The sequence below is a fragment of the Qipengyuania xiamenensis genome (assembly GCF_019711495.1).
Taxonomy (GTDB): Bacteria; Pseudomonadota; Alphaproteobacteria; order Sphingomonadales; family Sphingomonadaceae; genus Qipengyuania; species Qipengyuania xiamenensis.
In genome coordinates this window covers 1,199,079-1,217,752 of record NZ_JAIGNM010000001.1, presented here as the reverse complement: position 1 = coordinate 1,217,752, position 18,674 = coordinate 1,199,079, and the positions used below count along the sequence as shown (strand labels likewise).

The window sequence follows — 18,674 nt, the reverse complement described above, 5'->3', positions numbered from 1 at the left end:
CAGACCTCCGTGAGAACCTTAGTCCTGTATTAGTTATGTATAACACGGGTTTCAAGGGTGGCTTTCGAGAGGCTATCATGGAATTTTCAAAAGCTATGAACAAGCCAAAGCTTTCTTCGAATTTGATCGAGGCCGCCAACCGAGCGGAAGTATCAGCCATTCTTATTAGAGAAGGCTACAAGGTCTATCGTCCCGAGGCGGATGATGGAGGCGAAGATCTCGTCCTGAGCAGACCCAGTGGTGATCTCGTCGCAGTTCAACTCAAGGGACGTTTACATGTCGAACGAGGCAAATACTCGGGACGTGGAATCTGGATGTTGTTCCCGTGCTCTCCGTGGAACGAGGGAGCGAGCAGAGCGTGGTTCCTTATCCCGCACGACACCTTGTTTGAATATATGGAAGAGAGGCACGGGCATGCCGCAGGCTTCGCAGAAGGCAAATGGAGCGTACGCAAGCCTTCAAAAGAGGCTCGGGAGTTTCTTGAACCCTATGAGATAAAACTTAGCGACTAGGCCGCCAACTCCAGCTCGATCGGCTGGATTTCGCCGGCGAGGTACAGGCGCTTGGCCTTGGCGCGGCTGAGCTTGCCCGAACTGGTGCGCGGGAGCGTGCGCGGCGGGACGAGTTCGACAACGCAGTTCATGCCGGTCACGCCGCGAACCTTGTCGGCGATCTGGTCGCGCAGCTTGATGCGCTCGTCATGCTCGGACACGCGGCAGTGGACGAGCACGGCGGGCGCTTCCTCGCCATTGTCGGTGTCGATCGAGAAGGCGGCGATGTCGCCGTGGTTGAAGCCCGGGAGCTGTTCGACGGCCCACTCGATATCCTGCGGCCACAGGTTCTTGCCGTTGATGATGATCATGTCCTTGGCACGGCCGACGATGAACAGGTAGCCATCGGCGAGATAGCCCATGTCTCCGGTGTCGAGCCAGCCATCGACGAGACAGTCGTTGGTCGCTTCCTCGTTGCGGAAGTAGGAGTGCATCACGCTCTTGCCGCGGCACCAGACCTTGCCGATCTGGTGGTCGCCCTTGGCATTGCCCTTCTCGTCGCGGATTTCGACATCCATGCCGGGAATCGCCTTCCCGCAATTGACGATGGCGCGATAGCGCGCGGGCTTCGACAGGTCGCGCGGACGGCCGGAAAGGCGCTCTTCCTCGACCAGCTCGACGCGGATACCTTCGCCCGGCGGCATGACGGTGACCGCCAGCGTCGCCTCGGCAAGGCCGTAGCTCGGGGTGAAGGCATTGGCCTTGAAGCCGGCATCGGCAAAAGCGTTCACGAAATTCTGCATCACGTCGGGGCGGATCATGTCAGCGCCATTGCCCGCGGTGCGCCAGCGCGAAAGGTCGAAGCGGTCGGCCACGTGGCTCTGGCTGGAAATGCGGCGCGCGCAGATATCGTAGCCGAAGGTCGGCGAATAGCTGAGCGTGGTGCCCTTGTTGCGGCTGATCAGGTCGAGCCACGCCAGGGGGCGGCGCGCGAAATGTTCGGTGCGCAGCAGGTCGACCGAAACCTGGTTGGCGATCAGCGACAGGAAGCAGCCGACAAGGCCCATGTCATGGTACCACGGCAGCCAGCTGACGACGCGGTCGTTCGTGCCGATATCCATCGACTGGGCGTGGCCGCGCAGATTGTGGAGCAGCGCCTCATGCGTGACCGCGACGCCGGTCGGGAAGCGGGTCGAACCCGAGGAATACTGCAGGTAGCTGATGTCGTCGGGTTTCGCTTCGGGAAGCTCGCACTGCGGGCCTTCGCGGCTGGCGAATTCGTCCCAGGTCTCGCCTTCGCAGCCCTGCTTGTCGGCAGCGGCCTTGGCCATTTCGGCAATGTCCGCAGGATAGAGCAGGATTCGCGGGTCGCTGCTCTGAAGCTGGACCGAAAGCTGGTCGATGTAGCTTTCCTTGCCGCCGAAGGTCGTGGGAAGCGGCAGCGGGACGGGCCATGCACCGGCATAGATGCAGGCGCAGAACATGGCGGCGAACTCGGGGCTGGTTTCTGCGACCAGTGCCACGCGCTCGTTCTTGCCGATGCCCGAAGCGATCAGCTTGTAGGCGAGTTCGTGCGCGTCGCTGCGCATCTCGGCGAAGGGATAGACACGTGAAAGATTTCCGCGCGGATCGTGGAAGTTGAGCCCCTTTTCGCTGCGGGCAGCGTAGTCGATGGCATCGTTGAAGGTCGCGAAGTCGCTCCTGCGTCGCGGCAGGTTGCAGTCGTTCGGCGTCGGCGTCAAAACGGCGTCGTTCATGGCTATGTTATGATACCTTTTGAAAATCAGTGCCTTACGGCGACCCTAATGTAGTATTATGCCGCTCTCCCTATAGCGGCCCGTCACTTGACGTTTCCCAATCGATAAGGAGTGTGGCAAGAATATGGCCGATGGTTGAAGCTTCCGCAACATCTCGTCGCACTCGCCGCCCTCCCAAACCGCTTGATCGCACGCGGCTGAACGATCTCGCGCTGCATTACGTGGCGCGTTTCGCGACCTCTACGGGCAAGTTGCGCAGCTATCTCCAGCGCAAACTGCGCGAGCGTGGCTGGGAGGATGACGGGCAGCCCGATATCGAGGCGCTGGTCGAGCGATTTGCCGAAAAAGGCTATGTCGACGACGAGGCCTATGCCCGATCGAAGGCCAACGGACTGCTCTCGCGCGGCTATGGCGCGCGGCGGGTCGAGCAGACCCTGCGCGCGGCCGGCATCGAAGAACAGCTGCGCAGCGATACCGCTCCGGAAGAAGCCGAGGCGCGCCAGGCGATCGTCGCGCTCGCCAAGCGGCGGCGGTTCGGCCCCTTTGCTGCTTCCAAGGACGACGAACCGGTGGAGGAAGCGCACAAGCGACGCGAAAAGCAGCTTGCCGCAATGATCCGCGCGGGCCATTCATTCGAGCACGCGCGCCGCGTCAGCGAGGCGCCATCGATCGAGGATCTGGAGAATTGGGCATGGGACGCACAGGATTGAAATTGCGGGGCATTGCCATCGCACTCGGGGCGACGGCGCTGGCCGCATGTTCGCCGCAACCTACGGCCGAGGCCACTCCGGCCAGCGCAGAGACCCAGGCTGAAACCAGCGTACATCCCGTCTCGGGCCTCGAGATCATTCCGGTCACCGTGACCAGCGGCGACGATGTCCATGAATTCCGCGCCGAACTGGCGGCCAGCCGCGAAGCGCAGGCGCAGGGCCTGATGTTCCGCACCGAGCTTGGCGACTGGGAAGCGATGATCTTCCCGAGCGACCAGCCGACAGCACGCAGCTTCTGGATGAAGAATACGCCGATCCCGCTCGACATCATCTTTATCGGCACGGACGGCCGCATCCTCAATATCGCCGCCATGACCGAACCCTATTCGCTCGAATCGGTCTATTCGGTCGGCTCGACCAGCGGCGTGCTCGAACTGCGCGGCGGCAGGGCGGAAGAACTGGGCATCGAGCCCGGCGACCTCGTGGAGTGGTAAAAGCGTGCTGGAACCCTCGCTAGATGCTTGGCCTGCGGGCGCGAATCAGCTAGGCGCGCGGCCATGAGTTTCCTCGGCAAGATCTTCACCTGGTGGAATGGTGCCACCATCGGAACGCTCCTGTGGAGCTGGCGCAACGGCGAAAAGGTCGGAAGCGACGCGCAGGGCAATGAATATTTCCGGTCCAAGCCCAAGAAGGGCCAGCGCGAACGCCGCTGGGTGATCTATTCCGGCAGCAACGATGCCAGCAACGTACCGAGCGAATGGCACGGCTGGCTGCACGGCTCGTTCGACGATGTCCCGGAAAGCAATTTGCCGCCTCCGCGAATCTGGGAAGCCGACTTCACGCCCAATGCCACCGGTACGGCCGCTGCCTATCGTCCGCAGGGTGCGCTGGAAAAGGGCGGCAAACGCGCCCGCGCCGTAGGCGACTACGAAGCCTGGTCGCCGGACGCCTGAGGATGCTGCGCGCGGGCGCATTGCTGGCCGGCGTAGCCTTGCTGGCCGCCTGTTCGGACGATCCGACGGCGCCGGCGCCTGTCGAAACCGAAATTCCCGAAGAACTGCAAGGCGTCGAACCGCCTGCGATCGTGGCCGAGGAAGCCGGGATCGGCACGCCGATGGAAGAGCGTACCGCCACCATCGGCCTGCTCAACAAGCGCAACAACCTCAGCCAGGATCTCGAACTCAAGCCGGGCGAACAGCAGCGCGTGGGCGATGTCATCGTCCGCGTGAGCGCCTGCGAACGCACCGCGCCCTGGGAATATGACAAGGACGAGGGCGCCTTCGTCCAGTTGCTCGTGCTCGAACGCGGCAGTGACAGCGATTTCCGCAAGGTCTTTTCCGGCTGGCTGTACAAGAACAAGCCATCCATCAACGTGGTCGAACACCCGATCTATGACGTGTGGGTCAAGGCCTGCGCGATGGAATTCCCGGGCGAAGAGTGAGCATTCGCTGCGGCGATCGCTTGCGGTATTCGCCCTGAAGGAACGCCGCGGGCCGAGTGCAGCAGCCCCAGATATTGCGATTGCGGCATGGCGACCGCACCCAGCGAGGCGAGGTGGTCGGTCATGAACTGGCAGTCTAGCAGGACGTAGCCGGACGCCCGCATTGCCGCGACCAGCCAGGCAAGGGCGACCTTGCTGGCGTTGTCGGCGCGGGAAAACATGCTTTCGCCGCAGAAAACCCGGTCGAAGGCGACACCGTAGAGGCCGCCGACCAGCCTGCCATCCTCCCAGACCTCGATGGAATGGGCATAGCCCTGTTCCTGAAGCGCGATGTAGCTCGCCTCGATCTGGTGGCTGATCCAGCTTTCGGCGTGTTCTTCGCGCGGCTCGGCGCAAGCGGAGATGACGGCGGGAAAATCCCTGTCGCAGGTCACGCGGTAGCGATCCTGCCGGATGACCTTCTTCAGGCTCTTCGACATGCGGAAAGTGTCGAGAGGAATGATCGCACGCTCGCGCGGTTCGACCCAGTAGACCTCGCGGTCGTTCCTGTGGTCGGCCATGGGGAAAATGCCGCTGCGATAGGCACGCAGCAGCAATTCTGCCGGAATCAGGTCGGGAACGGGGGCATGCATGGCGTGAGCGAACCTAACAGTTTGTGCGAGCGTGCGATACGTGTCTTGCCAAGTGCGCGCACCTCTACTAATGCGCGCGCTTCCAGCTGCAGGGGTGTAGCTCAGCTGGTAGAGCATCGGTCTCCAAAACCGAGGGCCACGGGTTCGAATCCTGTCACCCCTGCCATTTTCTTCCATTCTGCTTGTCGCCCGCGTCTGCGCGCTTTATCGCGCTGACCCATGACAGAAGAAGAAAAACGCAAGCGCGGCATTCAGGACCGCAAGTTCTACCCTGCACATAAAGAGGCCCAGTTCGAAAAGAAGGGCCTCGAAACTCACACACCGCAGACCGAACACCCCTCATACAAGCTGGCATTTCAGGACAAGGACTTCCTCCTGCGCGAGGAACTGCGCCCGGTTCGCTTCCAGCTCGAATTGCTGAAGCCCGAGATGGTCCTCGACGAAGCCGGTGTCGGCTCGACGCTGGTCATGTACGGCAGCGCCCGAATTCCCCCGCCCGAGGCGGCCGAAGCCGCGCTGGAAGGCGCGAAGGACCTGCCGGAATACGACCGCAAGGTCGTCGAGAACCTGGTCGCGAAGAGCAAGTATTACGACGAGGCCCGCAAGCTGGGCAAAATGGCGACCGAGAAATCGATCATCGAGGACGGCAAGCGCCAGTTCGTCGTGTGCTCGGGTGGCGGCCCCTCGATCATGGAGGCGGCAAACCGCGGCGCCAGCGAGGCGGGCGGGGAATCGATCGGCCTCAACATCATCCTTCCCCACGAACAGGCGCCCAACCAGTATGTGACGCCTTACCTCTCGCTCAACTTCCACTACTTTGCGCTGCGCAAGATGCACTTCCTGCTGCGCGCGCGTGCGGTGGCCGTGTTCCCGGGCGGCTTCGGCACGTTCGACGAACTGTTCGAACTGCTCACGCTGATCCAGACCGGCAAGATGAAGCCGATCCCGATCCTGCTGTTCGGCAAGGATTTCTGGACCCGCGTCGTCGATTTCGAAGCGATTGCCGAGGAAGGCACGATCTCGAAGAAGGACCTAGACCTGTTCCGCTGGTGTGAAACCGCGGAAGAAGCCTGGGCCTATCTCTGCGATTTCTACGATCTGGGCTGTTAGCCCTCGTCGGGAGTGGACAGCTTACGCACCGCATGGTGCCCGAGCGGTCCGCTCCCCTCACCGAAACCGGGCGCCTGTTCTATCGCCGCGTAGGTAAAGGCGCGTGCGATCCGCACTGCATGGGTCAGCGGCTGGCGCATGGCGAGCAGCGTGGCGAGCGCGGCGGATAGCGTGCAGCCCGTGCCATGCGTATGGCGCGTGTCGATCCGTGAATGGCCGAAGCTGGCAAGCTTGCCGCTGGCAGATACGACATAGTCGATCACCTGGTCGCCTTCGCCATGCCCGCCCTTGGCGAGTACTGTGGTGTCGTATTTGCGCGCCAGTTCGAGTGCGGCCTCGAACACTTCCTCGCTGTCGATTTCCTCGCGACCGGTAAGGATGGCGAGCTCGGGGAGGTTGGGCGTGACCACGGTCGCGATCTTCATCAGTGCGTCGAAGCCGGCGATAGTGGCATCGTCGGCAAGGACCGATCCGCTGGTTGCGACCATCACGGGGTCGAAGACGATCGGCCCGGCGAAGGTGTCGAGCCGCTCGGCAAGGCGCATCGCGATTTCGGGCGATCCGAGCATGCCGATCTTGATCGCATCGACACCGATGTCGCCGATGCAGCTGGCGACCTGCTCCATCACGAGGTCGGGATGCATCGCGCCCACTTGCTGTACCCCGCGCGTATTCTGCGCCGTGACAGCGGTGATCGCGGTCATGGCATAGCCACCGAGCATGGCGATAGTCTTGATATCGGCCTGGATACCGGCGCCGCCCGAACTGTCGGATCCGGCAATCGACAGGATGCGGGGAGGGGAGGTGAACTCGCTCATCCCTTGAACTTGCGCTCCGTGCTCGGCGGGAATTTATCCTGCAACTTGGCGGGGCGGGTGGGGCGATCCATCAGCTCACCGCCGCAATTGGGGCAGAGGTCGTCGAGCGCGTCACTGCAATCGGCGCAGAAGGTGCATTCGAAACTGCAGATGAAGGCGCCGGGCGCTTCAGCGGGAAGGTCCGTGCCGCAGCGTTCGCAATCGGGACGCATTTCGAGCATCAGACAGCCTCCCTCACGGCATCGCAAATGCGGTCGACCACCGCCTCGACCTGCGCGGCATCGTCGCCTTCCGCCATGACGCGGATGACCGGCTCGGTGCCCGATGGCCGGATCACGAGACGGCCGCAGCCTTCGAGTTCCTTTTCCGCCTCGGCGATCACGGATTTGACCGTTTCATTCTCGAGCGGCTTGCCGCCCGGGTAACGCACGTTCTTGAGTAGTTGCGGGACGGGATCGAAGACATGGAGCAGTTCGCTCGCCTTCTTTCCGGACCGCACGACGCTGGCAAGGATGCGCAGTGCCGCAACGGTGCCGTCTCCCGTGGTCCCGAAATCGGTCAGGATCATGTGGCCCGACTGCTCGCCGCCGACGTTGAAACCGCCTTCCTTCATGCGCTCGAGGACATAGCGGTCGCCCACTTTTGTCCGCTCCAGCGTGAGGCCGATGCTGTCGAGATAACGCTCGAGGCCGAGGTTGCTCATCACCGTGGCGACCACCCCGCCGCCCTTGAGATCGCCGCGCGCGTGCAGGCGGGTAGCGATCAGCGCCATGATCTGGTCGCCGTCGACCGCCTCGCCCTTCTCGTCGATGACGATCAGCCGGTCGGCATCGCCGTCGAGTGCGATACCGATATCGGCGCCTTCCTCGACCACGCGGGCCTTGATCGCATCGAGCGCGGTCGAGCCGACCCCGTCGTTGATATTCGTGCCATTGGGCGAAACGCCCATGGAGATGACTTCCGCCCCCAGTTCCCAGATCGCGCTGGGGGCGACCTGGTAGGCCGCGCCGTTGGCGCAATCGACCACGACCTTGAGGCCATCGAAGCGGATATCATTGGCGACCGACTGCTTTACGGCATGGATGTAGCGACCGGCGGCATCGTCGATCCGGCGGGCACGGCCGATCCGGTGCGGCTCTACCAGCAGCGGCTCCTGTTCGAGCAAGAGTTCGATTGCCGCCTCGGCCTCGTCCGACAGCTTGTAACCATCAGGGCCGAACAGCTTGATGCCGTTGTCCTCGAAAGGATTGTGGCTGGCGGAAATCATCACGCCGAGATCGGCGCGCATCTCGTGCGTCAGCAGCGCGATCGCGGGCGTGGGCAGCGGCCCGGTCATGATGACGTCCATGCCCACGCTGGTGAAACCCGCCACCAGCGCGCTTTCCATCATGTAGCCCGACAGGCGCGTGTCCTTGCCGATCACGACGCGGTGGCGATGACCTCCGCGAAGGAAATGCGTGCCTGCCGCCTGGCCGACCCTCATCGCTGTGGCGGCGGTCATCACGCCTTCATTGGTGCGCCCGCGAATACCGTCGGTGCCGAAAAACTTGCGCGACATCCGGATCCCCTTGTCTGTCTGCGGCGCCCTTCTGACGCGGAAAAGCCTCGAAGAAAAGACTGCTTACCCCCCTTTCCGTTCCTTTCGCCGCAGCCTAGTGCAACTTCGCGCGCTCTGGTGCGTTAGGGTCGCAACGGAATTATATTCACACCAACCCAAGAGGGGACAATTCGCATGGCTTTTGAGCTGATCGACCTTCCTTACGACGACACTGCGCTGGAACCTGCCGTGTCCGCAAAGACGCTGAGCTTCCATCACGGCAAGCATCACAAGGCGTATATCGACAAGACCAATGCCGCGATCGAAGGCACCGATCTTGCCGGCAAGAGCCTCGAAGAAGTGATCGCTTCGGCACGTGGCAGCAACCAGGGCCTGTTCAACAACTCGGCCCAGAGCTGGAACCACGGTTTCTACTGGCACTCGATGGCTGCAGAAGAAACTTCGGCTTCGGACGAACTCAAGAGCATGATCGACGATGCCTTCGGCTCGATCGACAATCTCAAGAGCAAGCTTGCCGAACGCGGCGCCGGCCACTTCGCTAGCGGCTGGGTCTGGCTCGCGGTCAAGGACGGCAAACTCACGATCGAAGAAACGCATGACGGCGATACGCTGGCCGATCAGGAAGGCGTGAACCCGCTGCTGGTCATCGACCTCTGGGAACATGCCTATTACCTCGACCACCAGAACGCGCGTCCTGCCTATCTCGACGCGGTCAACGGCAAGCTCAACTGGAGCTTCGCGAGCGAGAACCTCGTGCGCGGCACGGCATGGACCTATCCGAGCTGATAGCTGCCGACATCGGTAGATAAAGAAGGCCCGCCGCGCTCCTGCGCTGCGGGCCTTTTACGTATCCGAGGAGTCCTGGCCCATCTCGAGGACGTTGTTGGCGAACAGTGGCTCGCCGAAGATGAAGCCGACGAGGTTCGGCCGCCCGACATGGTCGAACAGGGCCGTCAGCATCAGCAGGATCGGCACCGACAACAGCGCGCCGAAAATGCCCCAGATCCAAGTGAAATAGGACAGGGCGATCAGGATCATCACCGGGTTCATGGTGAAGCGCGCACCGAGGATCGACGGCGTGATGACATTGGCCTCGACCGTATGGAGCCCCAGATAGGCCGCCGCCGGGATCAGGCCGATAAATACCGTCTCGGTCGTCGCGATGCCGAACAGGGCCAGCAATGCGATCATCAGCGTCGGGCCGATATAGGGCAGGAAGTTCAGGATCGCGGCGAGGCCGCCCCACATGATCGGCGCGTCGACGCCGAGCGCCCAGGCACCCAGCGCGACGACCACTCCCACACCCAAATTGATGAGGCCGACGGTCAGGATATAGGCCGCGACTCGGTCCTGCACTTCGCGCAGAACGCGCGCGGCCTTGATACTTGTTCCGAAACTGGTCCGCCCGAACAGCAGGCGCTGGCGCAGGCGGACGCGCGCCTCGATCATGAAGAATGCCATCAGCAGTGTGAGGATCGTCTCGATCACGAAGCTCGGTGTGGCGAAGGCGAGTTCTTCTAGCAGACTGGGCGTCGCAACGACGACTTCACGCTCCTCGCCGCGGCTCATGAGGTCGGCGAGCTGGTCGTTCATCTGCCCGATCCACGCGAAGCGGTTGCGCAGCTCGGCAAACCGGTCGGCCACATTCTGCGCCATCGTCGGCAATTCGTCGAACAGCGTCACGGCCGGTTGCAGGATCAGCGCGAGCGCCAGCAACAGGATGGCGAAGAAGAACAGCAGCGCAGTCAGCGATGCCAGGAGATTGGGTATGCCCCAGCCATTGAGCCTGTCGGCAAGCGGCGAGAGAATTACGGTTAGGATGATCGCCGTGACGACCGGCAGGAACACGACCGAACCGATCGAGAGAACGAAGGGCAGGGCAAAGAACAGCCCCAACCCGATCAGCACGACGAGTGCCGAAATCAGGCGCAGTTCCTGTTCGGCAAACGCGAGCCGCCGACCGCGAACCGGTGGGGCCGGTTCGCTGGCAGTGCTTTCGCTGATCTGGTCGCCGTCGCTCATTGCTTCCTTGTCTGCCGCGATGTCAGGGCGAGGGCAAGAACCCTCAACTGCGCGCCGCTACGCCCTGGCCGGCCGCCACATCGTCGAGTTCCTCGAGAATGGCGCGGTGGGCAGTATCGTCGTCGATCGAGCGCTTCGGGATCGAGCCGTCGGCCAACATCGTGTTGAGAGCAGAACGGGCACGGCCCACCCGGCTCTTGATGGTGCCGACTGCGCAGCCGCAGATATTCGCGGCTTCCTCGTAGGAGAACCCGCCTGCGCCGACGAGCAGCAAGGCTTCCCGGCGCTCGGGAGGGAGCGTCAACAGCGCGCGGTGCATGTCCGAAAGGTGGATCGGTTCCTCCTGTCCGGCAGGTGCGGTCAGCACACGTTCGGCAACGGTCTCGTCATATTCGCCGCGAAAGCGGTTGCGGCGCATGTCGGTGAGATAGGCGTTGCGCAGGATCACGAAAGTCCATGCGCGCATGCTGGTGCCCGGCTGGAACCGTTCCTGCGCGGCCCATGCCTTGAGCAGGGTTTCCTGCACGAGATCGTCGGCCATGTCGGCACGGCCGCACAGGCCGCGGGCGAATGCGCGCAGGTGCGGCACCACTTCGGTGAGTTCGCGTTTGAAGTCGGCCTTTTCGGAAGCCGTCCGTTCCGTAGCCTCCATCAGTCCTTGGCATCCAGTTGCGAGAGAAGATCCTTGAAGGTGTCCGGCAGAGGTTCTTCCACCACCGAATCATACAGCTTGCGCAGCCCATTGGCCCATTCGGGCTGGGCCTCCTTGGGGCGCGCGATTTTCGCGTCGTCGGAGCCCTTCTCGGGCTGATTTTCTGAAGTTTTCTCAGCGTTCATCGCGTTTGATAACGTCCTTGCCATTCCGGAGGAAGCCTCGCGCGCGATGCACGGACAAGCCCCCGGTGTTCGATCCCATGTGCACGCTGAACGCAATCGGGGCCATTCCGTTCCATTGTCGATGCAAAAGACTTGGCAGTGGCGGAACAATCTGCGCACCTGCGGATAGTAGGCGCACACAGGCAGTTCTAGTGAGTTAAAACGCTGGTCGAGAACGATCTTATGGCGAGGGGGAAGCGCAAGCGATGGCTCGTGGAATATCCGCGAGCCGCGCCGCTTGCTATTTTCGCGTTGATCGCGGCGATCACCGTCCTTGCTGTCTTTTCGATCGAGCGCGGCGAACGCGTCCGCGATGCTGCCGAACTTAACCGCAAGGCGGTTACAATGGCCGCGGCCATCGAGCGACGCGCCTATTCGAACTCGTCATTCCTCCGCGCCGGTGCCGCGCTGTTCGGGGCGCAGGACGAAGTCACGGCCGAGATGTTCCGTACCTTCGTTTCCGAACTCCGGCTGGACGCGGATTATCGAGGTGCGGAAGGCATCGGGTGGGCCCCGGCCATCGGAACTTCACAAGTCTCCGAATTCGAGCAATCCTTGAACGAAGGCCGGGTCGGCCTGACGAAGATCACGCCCTCGCTCGAACAGCAACCGCGCCGGCAACTCGTCCCGATCCTCTATCTCCAGCCCGACACGCTGCGGAATCGGCGCGCGCTGGGATTCGACATGTATTCCGAAGAGGTCCGGCGCGAAGCGATGGACGAGGCGACCCGCACCGTCAGGCCGACTGCCACCGGCCGGATCACACTGATCCAGGAGGGGGGCGGTTCGGATGCCGGTTTCCTGATCTATATGCCGGTCTTTGATGGTTTCGGTGCGTCACGCAGCTTGAAGGGCTTTATCTACAGCCCGTTCAATGCGGCCCAGTTCGTTGCATCGGCGTCCGACCTCACACAGGGCGGAGATGCAGGTATCCGGCTCTACGATATTCGCGGTAGCGAGCGCCAGCTCATGGCGCAGCTGGATGGCTGGAAGGAAGAGGGCGAAACGGTCGAGCGCGAAGTGGACCTGGCGAACCGCACGATGGTGCTGGTCGTGCAATCGCAAAGCGACGACGTCCTTTCGCCCCTGTCCATGATTACGCTCTTGTTCGGTCTCGCTGTGGCCAGCCTCCTGCTGGTTGTCGCCCGCCTGCTTACCCGGCAGGCGCAGGAAGACAGTCGCTCGCTGGAATGGTTCGCAGAGCAGAACTCGATCCGCAATTCGCTCACGCGGGAGCTCAATCACCGCGTCAAGAACACGCTCGCCAATGTGCTCTCGATTGTCTCGCTGACGCGCCGCCGCGCGGAGTCGCTCGACGAGTTCGCTACCGGTATCGACAATCGCATCCGTGCGCTTTCGGCGACGCATGATCTTTTGACCAATTCCGAGTGGGGCACGACGCCCATTGCGTCGGTCGTCCATGTCGAGCTGGCGCCTTATGCCAATGACGATGATCACACGGTCGATACCGGTGGTCCCGATGTCGAACTGGCGCCGAACGACGCCCTTTCGCTCGGCCTTGCGATCCACGAGCTTGCGACGAATGCCGCCAAATATGGCGCGCTCAGCTGCACGGGTGGAAAGGTCGAGGTGCGCTGGTCGCTCGTGAACGACAAGCTTGCGCGTATCCGCTGGGTCGAGAGCGGCGGTCCGGAAGTCTCGCAGCCCGAAAAGCGCGGTTTCGGTACGGACCTGATCGAGAAGATCGTCGCGCATGAACTGCGCCACCCGGTCGAACTCGACTTCGATCCCGAAGGTGTGCGCTGCACGCTGCTCGTCCCGGTGAGGGAGCCGAGCGAATTCGAACTGCGCAGTTCCTCACCTTCCACCAGAGGTCACTGATCCTCGCGGGGCCGGACGGGCCGCCGCGACATCAAGACATCGAGAGGCAGAAAGAAAAGGCCGCCCGGATCGTCTCCGGGCGGCCATTCCCCTTTTGACTTTTCGTCGGCTCAGCCGAGCGGACGGCTCGATCCGAAGAACAGCGCCTGGCTGATCGCAGCCCGTACGGTCTGCTCCTGGAACGGCTTCGTCACGAGATAGGTCGGCTCGGGACGATCGCCGGTAAGCAGGCGTTCGGGATAGGCAGTGATGAAGATCACCGGCACGCTGTCTATCGCGAGAATGTCGTCGACCGCATCGAGACCCGAAGAACCGTCGGCAAGCTGGATGTCCGCGAGCACGAGGCCCGGGGTCTTCTCGGCGACGACTTCCTGCGCCTGCGTCCGCGTTGCGGCGGTACCGCAGACTTCATGACCAAGCGAGGTCACGAGGTCTTCGAGCTGCATCGAGATGAGCGGCTCGTCTTCGATGATCAGCACGCTGGTCGAGCTTTCGCGGTCGATTTCGCCGACCGCTTCCTGCACGAGGCGTTCGACTTCCTCGGCCTCGAGCTCCATGATCTCGCCGGCCTGCTCGACGCTGAAATCTTCCAGCGTGGTCAGCAACAGGGCCTGGCGGTTGAGCGGAGTGATGGACTTCAAACGGTTCTGGGCGGCACCCTCGTGGCTGCCGCTTTCGCCATCGTCGCTCACATCGAGATAGGCGCTGGCCCATACTTTGTTGAAAGCGCGATACAGCGGCACGCGGCCACCTTCGAGCGAAGACTTGAGCTGCTCGTCCGCGAGCGCTGCCTCGAGGGTAGCGCGAACGAAGGCATCTCCGGTTGCCTGCGATCCGGTCAGCGCGCGCGCATAGCGGCGCAAGTAAGGCAGGTTTTTAGCAATCTGGTCACCAAGCGACATATAACCCCTTCCGTGGTTTGCGCGTGGAGAACGCCCGTGCGCGAGTTAGGTTCCGTAAGTTACTGGCAGAATACCGCGAATTGACAAAAGACATATTTGCTCCGACGAAGCGGCCCGGCGAAGAGTGGATTTCGCCTCACTTGGGGGTGCTGCGGTGTACGAAGTTTCCGATCCCTATGATTGCCTGAATTGCCCGCTTCAGGATTGCCGGGGCCTGCGCCCGCTGGAACAGAAACAGCGGGCCTACATGACCGACTTCAAGGACGGCGAGGTCCGCTGCGAGCGTGGCGACACCATCCTGTGCGAGGGCGAACATGCACGCTCTCTCTATACGGTCCTCGAAGGCGTGCTGATCCGCTACCGCTCGCTGGAAGATGGCAGGCGGCAGATCGTGAACTTCATGTTCCCGGGTGACCTCGTCGGGCTGCAGGGCGCATTCGACGAGCCGGCAAGTCACACGGTCGAGGCCCTGATCGCGGCGCGCATGTGCGTTTTTCCCAGGAGCGATTTCACCTCGCTGATCAAGGAGCACCCGCGCCTCGGCTACGATCTCACGTGGCTGGCTGCGAAAGAGGAGACCGAGCTCGAGGGGCACATCGTCTCGCTCGGCCAGCGCAGCGCGAAGGAGCGGGTCGTCTATCTTGCCACCTGGCTGCTCGACCGTGCGCTTGCGACGGGAGTAGCCGATGAAAGAAACACCCTGTCGATACCCGTCACCCAGTCGCAGATCGCGGATATGCTGGGCCTCTCGCTCGTCCACACCAATCGCACGATCCGCGCGCTCGATCGCGAAGGGTTGGTCGAATGGAGCGCGCGCGAGCTGTGCGTGCCGGACCTTGAAAAGGCTTCGGATTTTTCCGGATTCGACCGCAGCGGCCGCGGTTCACGCCCGTTTATCTGAGGGGCGCAACAGCTTTGCGAAAAAAATTGATCTGATCGGGGAACCCCATTCCTGCTGGGTCATTTAGCTTATGTCACCGCCGAGACCCCCCCTCCCGTCCAAGCGGCTGGTGATACGATCCCGAAAGGCCTTCGCTCCAAGAGAGCGGAGGCCTTTTTTCTTGCGTGGCTACTATGCCGGGCCTGGCGGGTGCGCGGGTGGCCCCGCCGCAAGAAGAGCGGCACAGGCCCCGAAGGGATTAATTGGTTGTGAGGGCGCCGCGCAGGCGCGAGAAAATACCGGTGCGCTCGGGCCTGCCGAGCAGCTCGACGAGGTCCGCGGAATCATAGGGCTTTTCGAGCACGCAACCCAGCGCGGCGATCTCTTCCGGAATGTCTTCCGGCGAACCGGTCGAGAAGATGATGCGCGGCCCGTCGGGGCCGAGAGTGCGCACGAGTTCGGCGATCGCCCAGCCGTCGTCCCGGTCGGACAGGTGGACATCGAGAACGATTGCATCGGGACGCTTGCGGCGCAGCGCCTCGAGCGCGGTCTCGGTGCTGCCGCAGAGTTCGATCTTGCCCACGCCTGCATCGGCGAGGGCATTCTCGATAGTCATCGAAAGGATGGCATCGTCTTCCACCACGAGGACGTGAGGGGGCAGCTTTTTCGCTGCTTTGTTATTGCCGCTGCGCTTCATGGTGATCCGTGAATATCGGAATGCCGCCCCATCGCGGCTCCCCAACTCCCGAACGGCGCTTGGGGCCCTGCGGTTCCCGTGTGATGCGATTGTGCAGCCGGGTGTTGCCGCGGCGCCACGAATGCGCCGGCGGGCACGTTCAAAGCTGTTTTTCGTAGATCACGTATTCGCGGTTGATCGAGCTTTCGATGGCGTCGGCGATGGCGACCATCCCCTTGTTATCATCGAGGATCCAGCCGATTTCGGCCCTCTGCGACCCGTAAATTCCGGTCGCATTGTCACGGATCTTGCTGATCATCATGAAGGCCAGCTGGCTGGCGAGACGCGAGCTCTGGAATTCCTTGAGCACGCCCATCAGCGGGACGCGCATGTCGAGCCCGGTGGGCTTGCGCAGCGCGCGCAGCAGGTGGAACCAGCCGAACGGGAACAGCTTCCCGCGAACTTTCTTCAGCACGCGGTTGAGGTCGGGCAGCACCACCATGAAGGCCACGGGGCGACCGTCCAGTTCGGCGATCATGTTGAGTTCGGGCCTCACGACCGGTTTCAGCTTCTTGGCGGCGTAGGCGATCTCGGCTTCGGTGAAGGGCACGAAACCCCAGTTGGTCGACCACGCATCGTTGAGGATTTCTAGGACCGTGCGGATTTCTTCGGCCCAGCGCGACTTGTCGACACCGCGCACGCGAATGCGCTCGTTGCGTTCGCCAGACTGGACGATGCGCTGCACGATGCGGGGGAACGGATTGCTGATGTCGAGATCGTAGGTCAGCAGGCTCTTCGCGTGCGTGTAGCCGGCGCCCTCGATCATGGGTTGGTATTCGGCAGGATCGTGACCCATCATGATCATCGGGGAATGGTCGTGGCCCTTGACCAGCAGGCCCGGCTCTTCCCAGATCGACAGCGAAATCGGGCCGATGACGCGGGTCATACCCTTCTCGCGGAGCCATTCCTCGGCCTGAGCGAGCAGCGCCTGCGCCACGACCTCGTCCTCGGCATCGAAGTACCCGAACATGCCGGTTCCCGGACCCATGCCCTGTTCCTTGGGCAGTTCGAGCGCGAGATGGTCGATATGGGCCGCAATCCGCCCCACCGGCTTGCCGCCGCGCCTGGCGAGGAACAGCTGGACGCTGGCATGGCCGAAAAAGGGGTTCTTGTCCGGATCGATCAGTTCGAGCTGTTCGGAGCGGATCTGCGGAACGGTGTGCTCCACGCGTGCGGCGAATTCGCGCCCTAGGTCGACGAAGGCGGCGCGCCCCTTCTTGCCTTCGACAGCTTCGATAACAATATTCTGGTCAGCCACGCATTGGTCCTCTGATTGGCGCTCTGTTCAGCCACGGTTAGCCCTGCGTATGGCAGTTGATCTTTGTCAAGGAATCGCGCCGCTTCGATTACTATGATCGAGAGCGGGCACTGTCCTTTTTCGTGCCTTTGCACTAAGGCCGCCCCCAGGAAAAAGACCATGAAACTCGACCAGACCCTTCCGGCCGCCGATCTCGCGCAACAGCGCGACAAGCGCGGCTGGCATTCGCAGATCGCCGACGACAAGGCGATGCTCCGTGCAGCACGCGACCTGACGAAGGATATCTCGGAGCATCGCGCCGCGATTTACTGGACCGACATGATCGCTTCGGCGCTGATCGGCTATGCTACGCTTGCGGGCGCGATCCTGATCGAAAGCACTGCGCTTGCAGTGGTGCTGGCCGTGGTGTCGGTGCTCTCGCTGTACCGCGCGCTGCTGTTCATTCACGAGATCTCGCATTTCCGTAACGGTGCGCTCCCGGGCTTCCGCACGGCCTGGAACGCGCTGGTCGGCATCCCGATGCTGACCCCGTCATTCATGTACGAGCAGGTGCACACGCTGCACCACAAGCGCACGCAATACGGGACTGTCGAAGACCCCGAATACCTGCCGCTCGCGCTAATGAATGCGTGGAGCCTGCCGCTGTTCGTGATCATTGCGATCCTTGCGCCGGTCGCGCTGCTGTTCCGCTTTGCCGTTCTGGTGCCGCTGGGTGCGATCATCCCGCCGATCCGCCAGCTCACGTGGCAGCGGGCGAGTGCGCTGGCGATCAATCCCGAATTCCGCCGTCGTCCTCCCGAAGGCGACCTGAAGCCGCGCGTGCTGTTGCAGGAAGCGGCTGGTGCGATCTGGGCCTGGCTCCTGATCGGCAGCGTGTTCGTATTCGGCTGGAAGCCGCTGCTGATCGCGCTCGGCGTTGCCTCGGCCGTGGCACTGCTCAACCAGCTGCGCACGCTCGTGGCTCATTTGTGGGAGAACGAGGGCGAGGCGATGACCGTCACCGCGCAGTTCCTCGACAGTGTGAACGTGCCTCCGCCGGGCCGTATCGCAGAGATCTGGGCCCCGGTCGGCCTGCGCTATCATGCGCTGCATCACCTGATGCCTTCGATGCCCTACCATTCGCTGCCGGAGGCGCATCGCCGCCTGGTCAGGGAACTGGGTGAAAGCTCGACCTATCACGGTGCGAACCACAAGGGCATGGGTGTGCTGGTGGCACGTATCGCACGCAGCACCATGGGGCGCCGCGCCTAAGCCAGTTTCGACCGCGCACGAAAAAGGCCGCCCCCCTCGGTGATTGGGAGCGGCCTTTCGATCACGGGTCATGCGACCCCATGAAAGTCGTGACTTAGTTGGCGTCGATTTCCGCCTGTACACCGTCTTCGCTGATCGTCGCATCGACATCGGCGCCGTCGATCGTGACGCTCGAACCTTCGTCATCGGTAGCGACCGGATCGGTCATGACGGTTTCGGTTGCAGCCGGCTCTTCGACGACAACGGTATCGCCTTCGGCTTCGGGTGCTTCTGCTTCACCGCAAGCGGCCAGAGCCATGGCGGCGGCGAGGGCGGGAATTGCAAACTTCTTCATGCCGTATCTCCTTTATGGCAGCATTGTGTCATCAATGCGCCAAAATTGAGGCGGTT

The 18,674-nt window shown here is 62.5% G+C and carries 22 protein-coding genes and 1 tRNA gene; 11 read left to right on the top strand and 12 right to left on the bottom strand.

Translation table 11 applies throughout. The features are described from left to right. The first annotated feature begins 77 nt into the window (after positions 1-77). The gene (locus tag K3165_RS06195) at positions 78-512 is read left to right on the top strand and encodes a DUF4365 domain-containing protein (protein WP_221547895.1); all 435 of its coding nucleotides are present in this window, start codon (positions 78-80) and stop codon (positions 510-512) included. Here the strand turns inward: K3165_RS06195 and K3165_RS06190 are convergent. Beyond that, positions 509-2,248, bottom strand: coding sequence for a fatty acyl-AMP ligase (locus K3165_RS06190; protein ID WP_221547894.1), 1,740 nt, complete (start codon positions 2,246-2,248; stop codon positions 509-511). The genes K3165_RS06195 and K3165_RS06190 overlap by 4 nt on opposite strands. 131 nt (positions 2,249-2,379) lie before the next feature. On the opposite strand from K3165_RS06190, the gene K3165_RS06185 reads away from it, so the two are divergent. From K3165_RS06185 to K3165_RS06170, 4 genes are all read left to right on the top strand, one after another. Beyond that, entirely contained in the window at positions 2,380-2,958 is a 579-nt protein-coding gene (locus tag K3165_RS06185; RefSeq protein ID WP_221547893.1) for a regulatory protein RecX, read from the top strand. Further along, entirely contained in the window at positions 2,940-3,452 is a 513-nt protein-coding gene (locus K3165_RS06180) for a DUF192 domain-containing protein (RefSeq protein WP_221547892.1), read from the top strand. The genes K3165_RS06185 and K3165_RS06180 overlap by 19 nt, the downstream gene beginning before the upstream one ends. Before the next feature lie 63 nt (positions 3,453-3,515). Then, positions 3,516-3,911, top strand: a complete 396-nt coding sequence (locus K3165_RS06175; protein ID WP_221431983.1) for an NADH:ubiquinone oxidoreductase subunit NDUFA12 — start codon at positions 3,516-3,518, stop codon at positions 3,909-3,911. Positions 3,912-3,913: 2 nt separating this feature from the next. After that, positions 3,914-4,399, top strand: coding sequence for a DUF2155 domain-containing protein (locus K3165_RS06170; RefSeq protein WP_221547891.1), 486 nt, complete (start codon positions 3,914-3,916; stop codon positions 4,397-4,399). Here the strand turns inward: K3165_RS06170 and aat are convergent. Further along, entirely contained in the window at positions 4,348-5,031 is a 684-nt protein-coding gene (aat, locus tag K3165_RS06165; protein WP_221547890.1) for a leucyl/phenylalanyl-tRNA--protein transferase, read from the bottom strand. The two genes, K3165_RS06170 and aat, sit on opposite strands and share 52 nt — an antisense overlap. A gap of 90 nt (positions 5,032-5,121) precedes the next feature. Here aat and K3165_RS06160 point away from each other — a divergent pair. Together K3165_RS06160 and K3165_RS06155 are read left to right on the top strand one after the other, a co-directional pair. Further along, positions 5,122-5,197, top strand: a tRNA-Trp gene (locus tag K3165_RS06160). Between the two features lie 53 nt (positions 5,198-5,250). Beyond that, positions 5,251-6,141 (top strand): LOG family protein, encoded by an 891-nt coding sequence (locus tag K3165_RS06155; RefSeq protein WP_221547889.1) that lies wholly within the window; start codon positions 5,251-5,253, stop codon positions 6,139-6,141. On the opposite strand, the gene thiD is transcribed toward K3165_RS06155, so the two are convergent. Genes thiD through glmM form a run of 3 tightly spaced genes read right to left on the bottom strand, consistent with a single transcriptional unit; the run spans position 6,138 to position 8,517 of the window. Further along, a complete protein-coding gene (gene thiD, locus K3165_RS06150; RefSeq protein ID WP_221547888.1) occupies positions 6,138-6,959 on the bottom strand; it encodes a bifunctional hydroxymethylpyrimidine kinase/phosphomethylpyrimidine kinase in 822 nt (273 codons plus the stop codon). The genes K3165_RS06155 and thiD overlap by 4 nt on opposite strands. Further along, a complete protein-coding gene (locus K3165_RS06145; protein WP_221547887.1) occupies positions 6,956-7,180 on the bottom strand; it encodes a DUF1272 domain-containing protein in 225 nt (74 codons plus the stop codon). Before K3165_RS06145 ends, thiD begins: the two co-directional genes overlap by 4 nt. Continuing rightward, the gene (gene glmM / locus K3165_RS06140) at positions 7,180-8,517 is read right to left on the bottom strand and encodes a phosphoglucosamine mutase (protein WP_221547886.1); all 1,338 of its coding nucleotides are present in this window, start codon (positions 8,515-8,517) and stop codon (positions 7,180-7,182) included. Before glmM ends, K3165_RS06145 begins: the two co-directional genes overlap by 1 nt. A gap of 174 nt (positions 8,518-8,691) precedes the next feature. Between glmM and K3165_RS06135 the strand changes: the two genes are divergently transcribed. Beyond that, positions 8,692-9,303, top strand: a complete 612-nt coding sequence (locus tag K3165_RS06135; RefSeq protein ID WP_221547885.1) for a superoxide dismutase — start codon at positions 8,692-8,694, stop codon at positions 9,301-9,303. A 57-nt stretch (positions 9,304-9,360) separates the two neighbouring features. Here the strand turns inward: K3165_RS06135 and K3165_RS06130 are convergent, their stop codons facing one another. Genes K3165_RS06130 through K3165_RS06120 form a run of 3 tightly spaced genes read right to left on the bottom strand, consistent with a single transcriptional unit; the run spans position 9,361 to position 11,376 of the window. Continuing rightward, a complete protein-coding gene (locus K3165_RS06130; RefSeq protein ID WP_221547884.1) occupies positions 9,361-10,539 on the bottom strand; it encodes an AI-2E family transporter in 1,179 nt (392 codons plus the stop codon). Between the two features lie 43 nt (positions 10,540-10,582). After that, positions 10,583-11,191 carry a sigma-70 family RNA polymerase sigma factor gene (locus tag K3165_RS06125; RefSeq protein WP_221547883.1) on the bottom strand — a complete coding sequence of 203 codons (609 nt, stop codon included), beginning with the start codon at positions 11,189-11,191 and terminating at the stop codon, positions 10,583-10,585. Next, positions 11,191-11,376, bottom strand: a complete 186-nt coding sequence (locus tag K3165_RS06120; RefSeq protein ID WP_221547882.1) for a NepR family anti-sigma factor — start codon at positions 11,374-11,376, stop codon at positions 11,191-11,193. The genes K3165_RS06125 and K3165_RS06120 overlap by 1 nt, the downstream gene beginning before the upstream one ends. Before the next feature lie 291 nt (positions 11,377-11,667). Here K3165_RS06120 and K3165_RS06115 point away from each other — a divergent pair, with 291 nt between their 5' ends. Continuing rightward, positions 11,668-13,257 (top strand): CHASE domain-containing protein, encoded by a 1,590-nt coding sequence (locus K3165_RS06115; RefSeq protein WP_247713896.1) that lies wholly within the window; start codon positions 11,668-11,670, stop codon positions 13,255-13,257. A gap of 110 nt (positions 13,258-13,367) precedes the next feature. Here the strand turns inward: K3165_RS06115 and K3165_RS06110 are convergent, their stop codons facing one another. Next, on the bottom strand, positions 13,368-14,159 hold the full coding sequence (locus K3165_RS06110) for a response regulator (protein ID WP_221547880.1): 792 nt from the start codon (positions 14,157-14,159) through the stop codon (positions 13,368-13,370). A gap of 154 nt (positions 14,160-14,313) precedes the next feature. On the opposite strand from K3165_RS06110, the gene K3165_RS06105 reads away from it, so the two are divergent. Continuing rightward, positions 14,314-15,060, top strand: coding sequence for a Crp/Fnr family transcriptional regulator (locus K3165_RS06105; RefSeq protein ID WP_221547879.1), 747 nt, complete (start codon positions 14,314-14,316; stop codon positions 15,058-15,060). A gap of 238 nt (positions 15,061-15,298) precedes the next feature. On the opposite strand, the gene K3165_RS06100 is transcribed toward K3165_RS06105, so the two are convergent. Next, positions 15,299-15,736: a response regulator gene (locus tag K3165_RS06100; RefSeq protein WP_221547878.1), complete on the bottom strand. Its 438-nt coding sequence runs from the start codon at positions 15,734-15,736 to the stop codon at positions 15,299-15,301. Positions 15,737-15,875: 139 nt separating this feature from the next. Beyond that, the gene (locus tag K3165_RS06095) at positions 15,876-17,033 is read right to left on the bottom strand and encodes a GNAT family protein (RefSeq protein ID WP_221547877.1); all 1,158 of its coding nucleotides are present in this window, start codon (positions 17,031-17,033) and stop codon (positions 15,876-15,878) included. A 159-nt stretch (positions 17,034-17,192) separates the two neighbouring features. Between K3165_RS06095 and K3165_RS06090 the strand changes: the two genes are divergently transcribed. Beyond that, positions 17,193-18,284, top strand: coding sequence for a fatty acid desaturase family protein (locus K3165_RS06090; RefSeq protein ID WP_221547876.1), 1,092 nt, complete (start codon positions 17,193-17,195; stop codon positions 18,282-18,284). Between the two features lie 94 nt (positions 18,285-18,378). On the opposite strand, the gene K3165_RS06085 is transcribed toward K3165_RS06090, so the two are convergent. Further along, positions 18,379-18,618 carry a hypothetical protein gene (locus tag K3165_RS06085; RefSeq protein ID WP_221547875.1) on the bottom strand — a complete coding sequence of 80 codons (240 nt, stop codon included), beginning with the start codon at positions 18,616-18,618 and terminating at the stop codon, positions 18,379-18,381. Between the last annotated feature and the right edge of the window lie 56 nt (positions 18,619-18,674).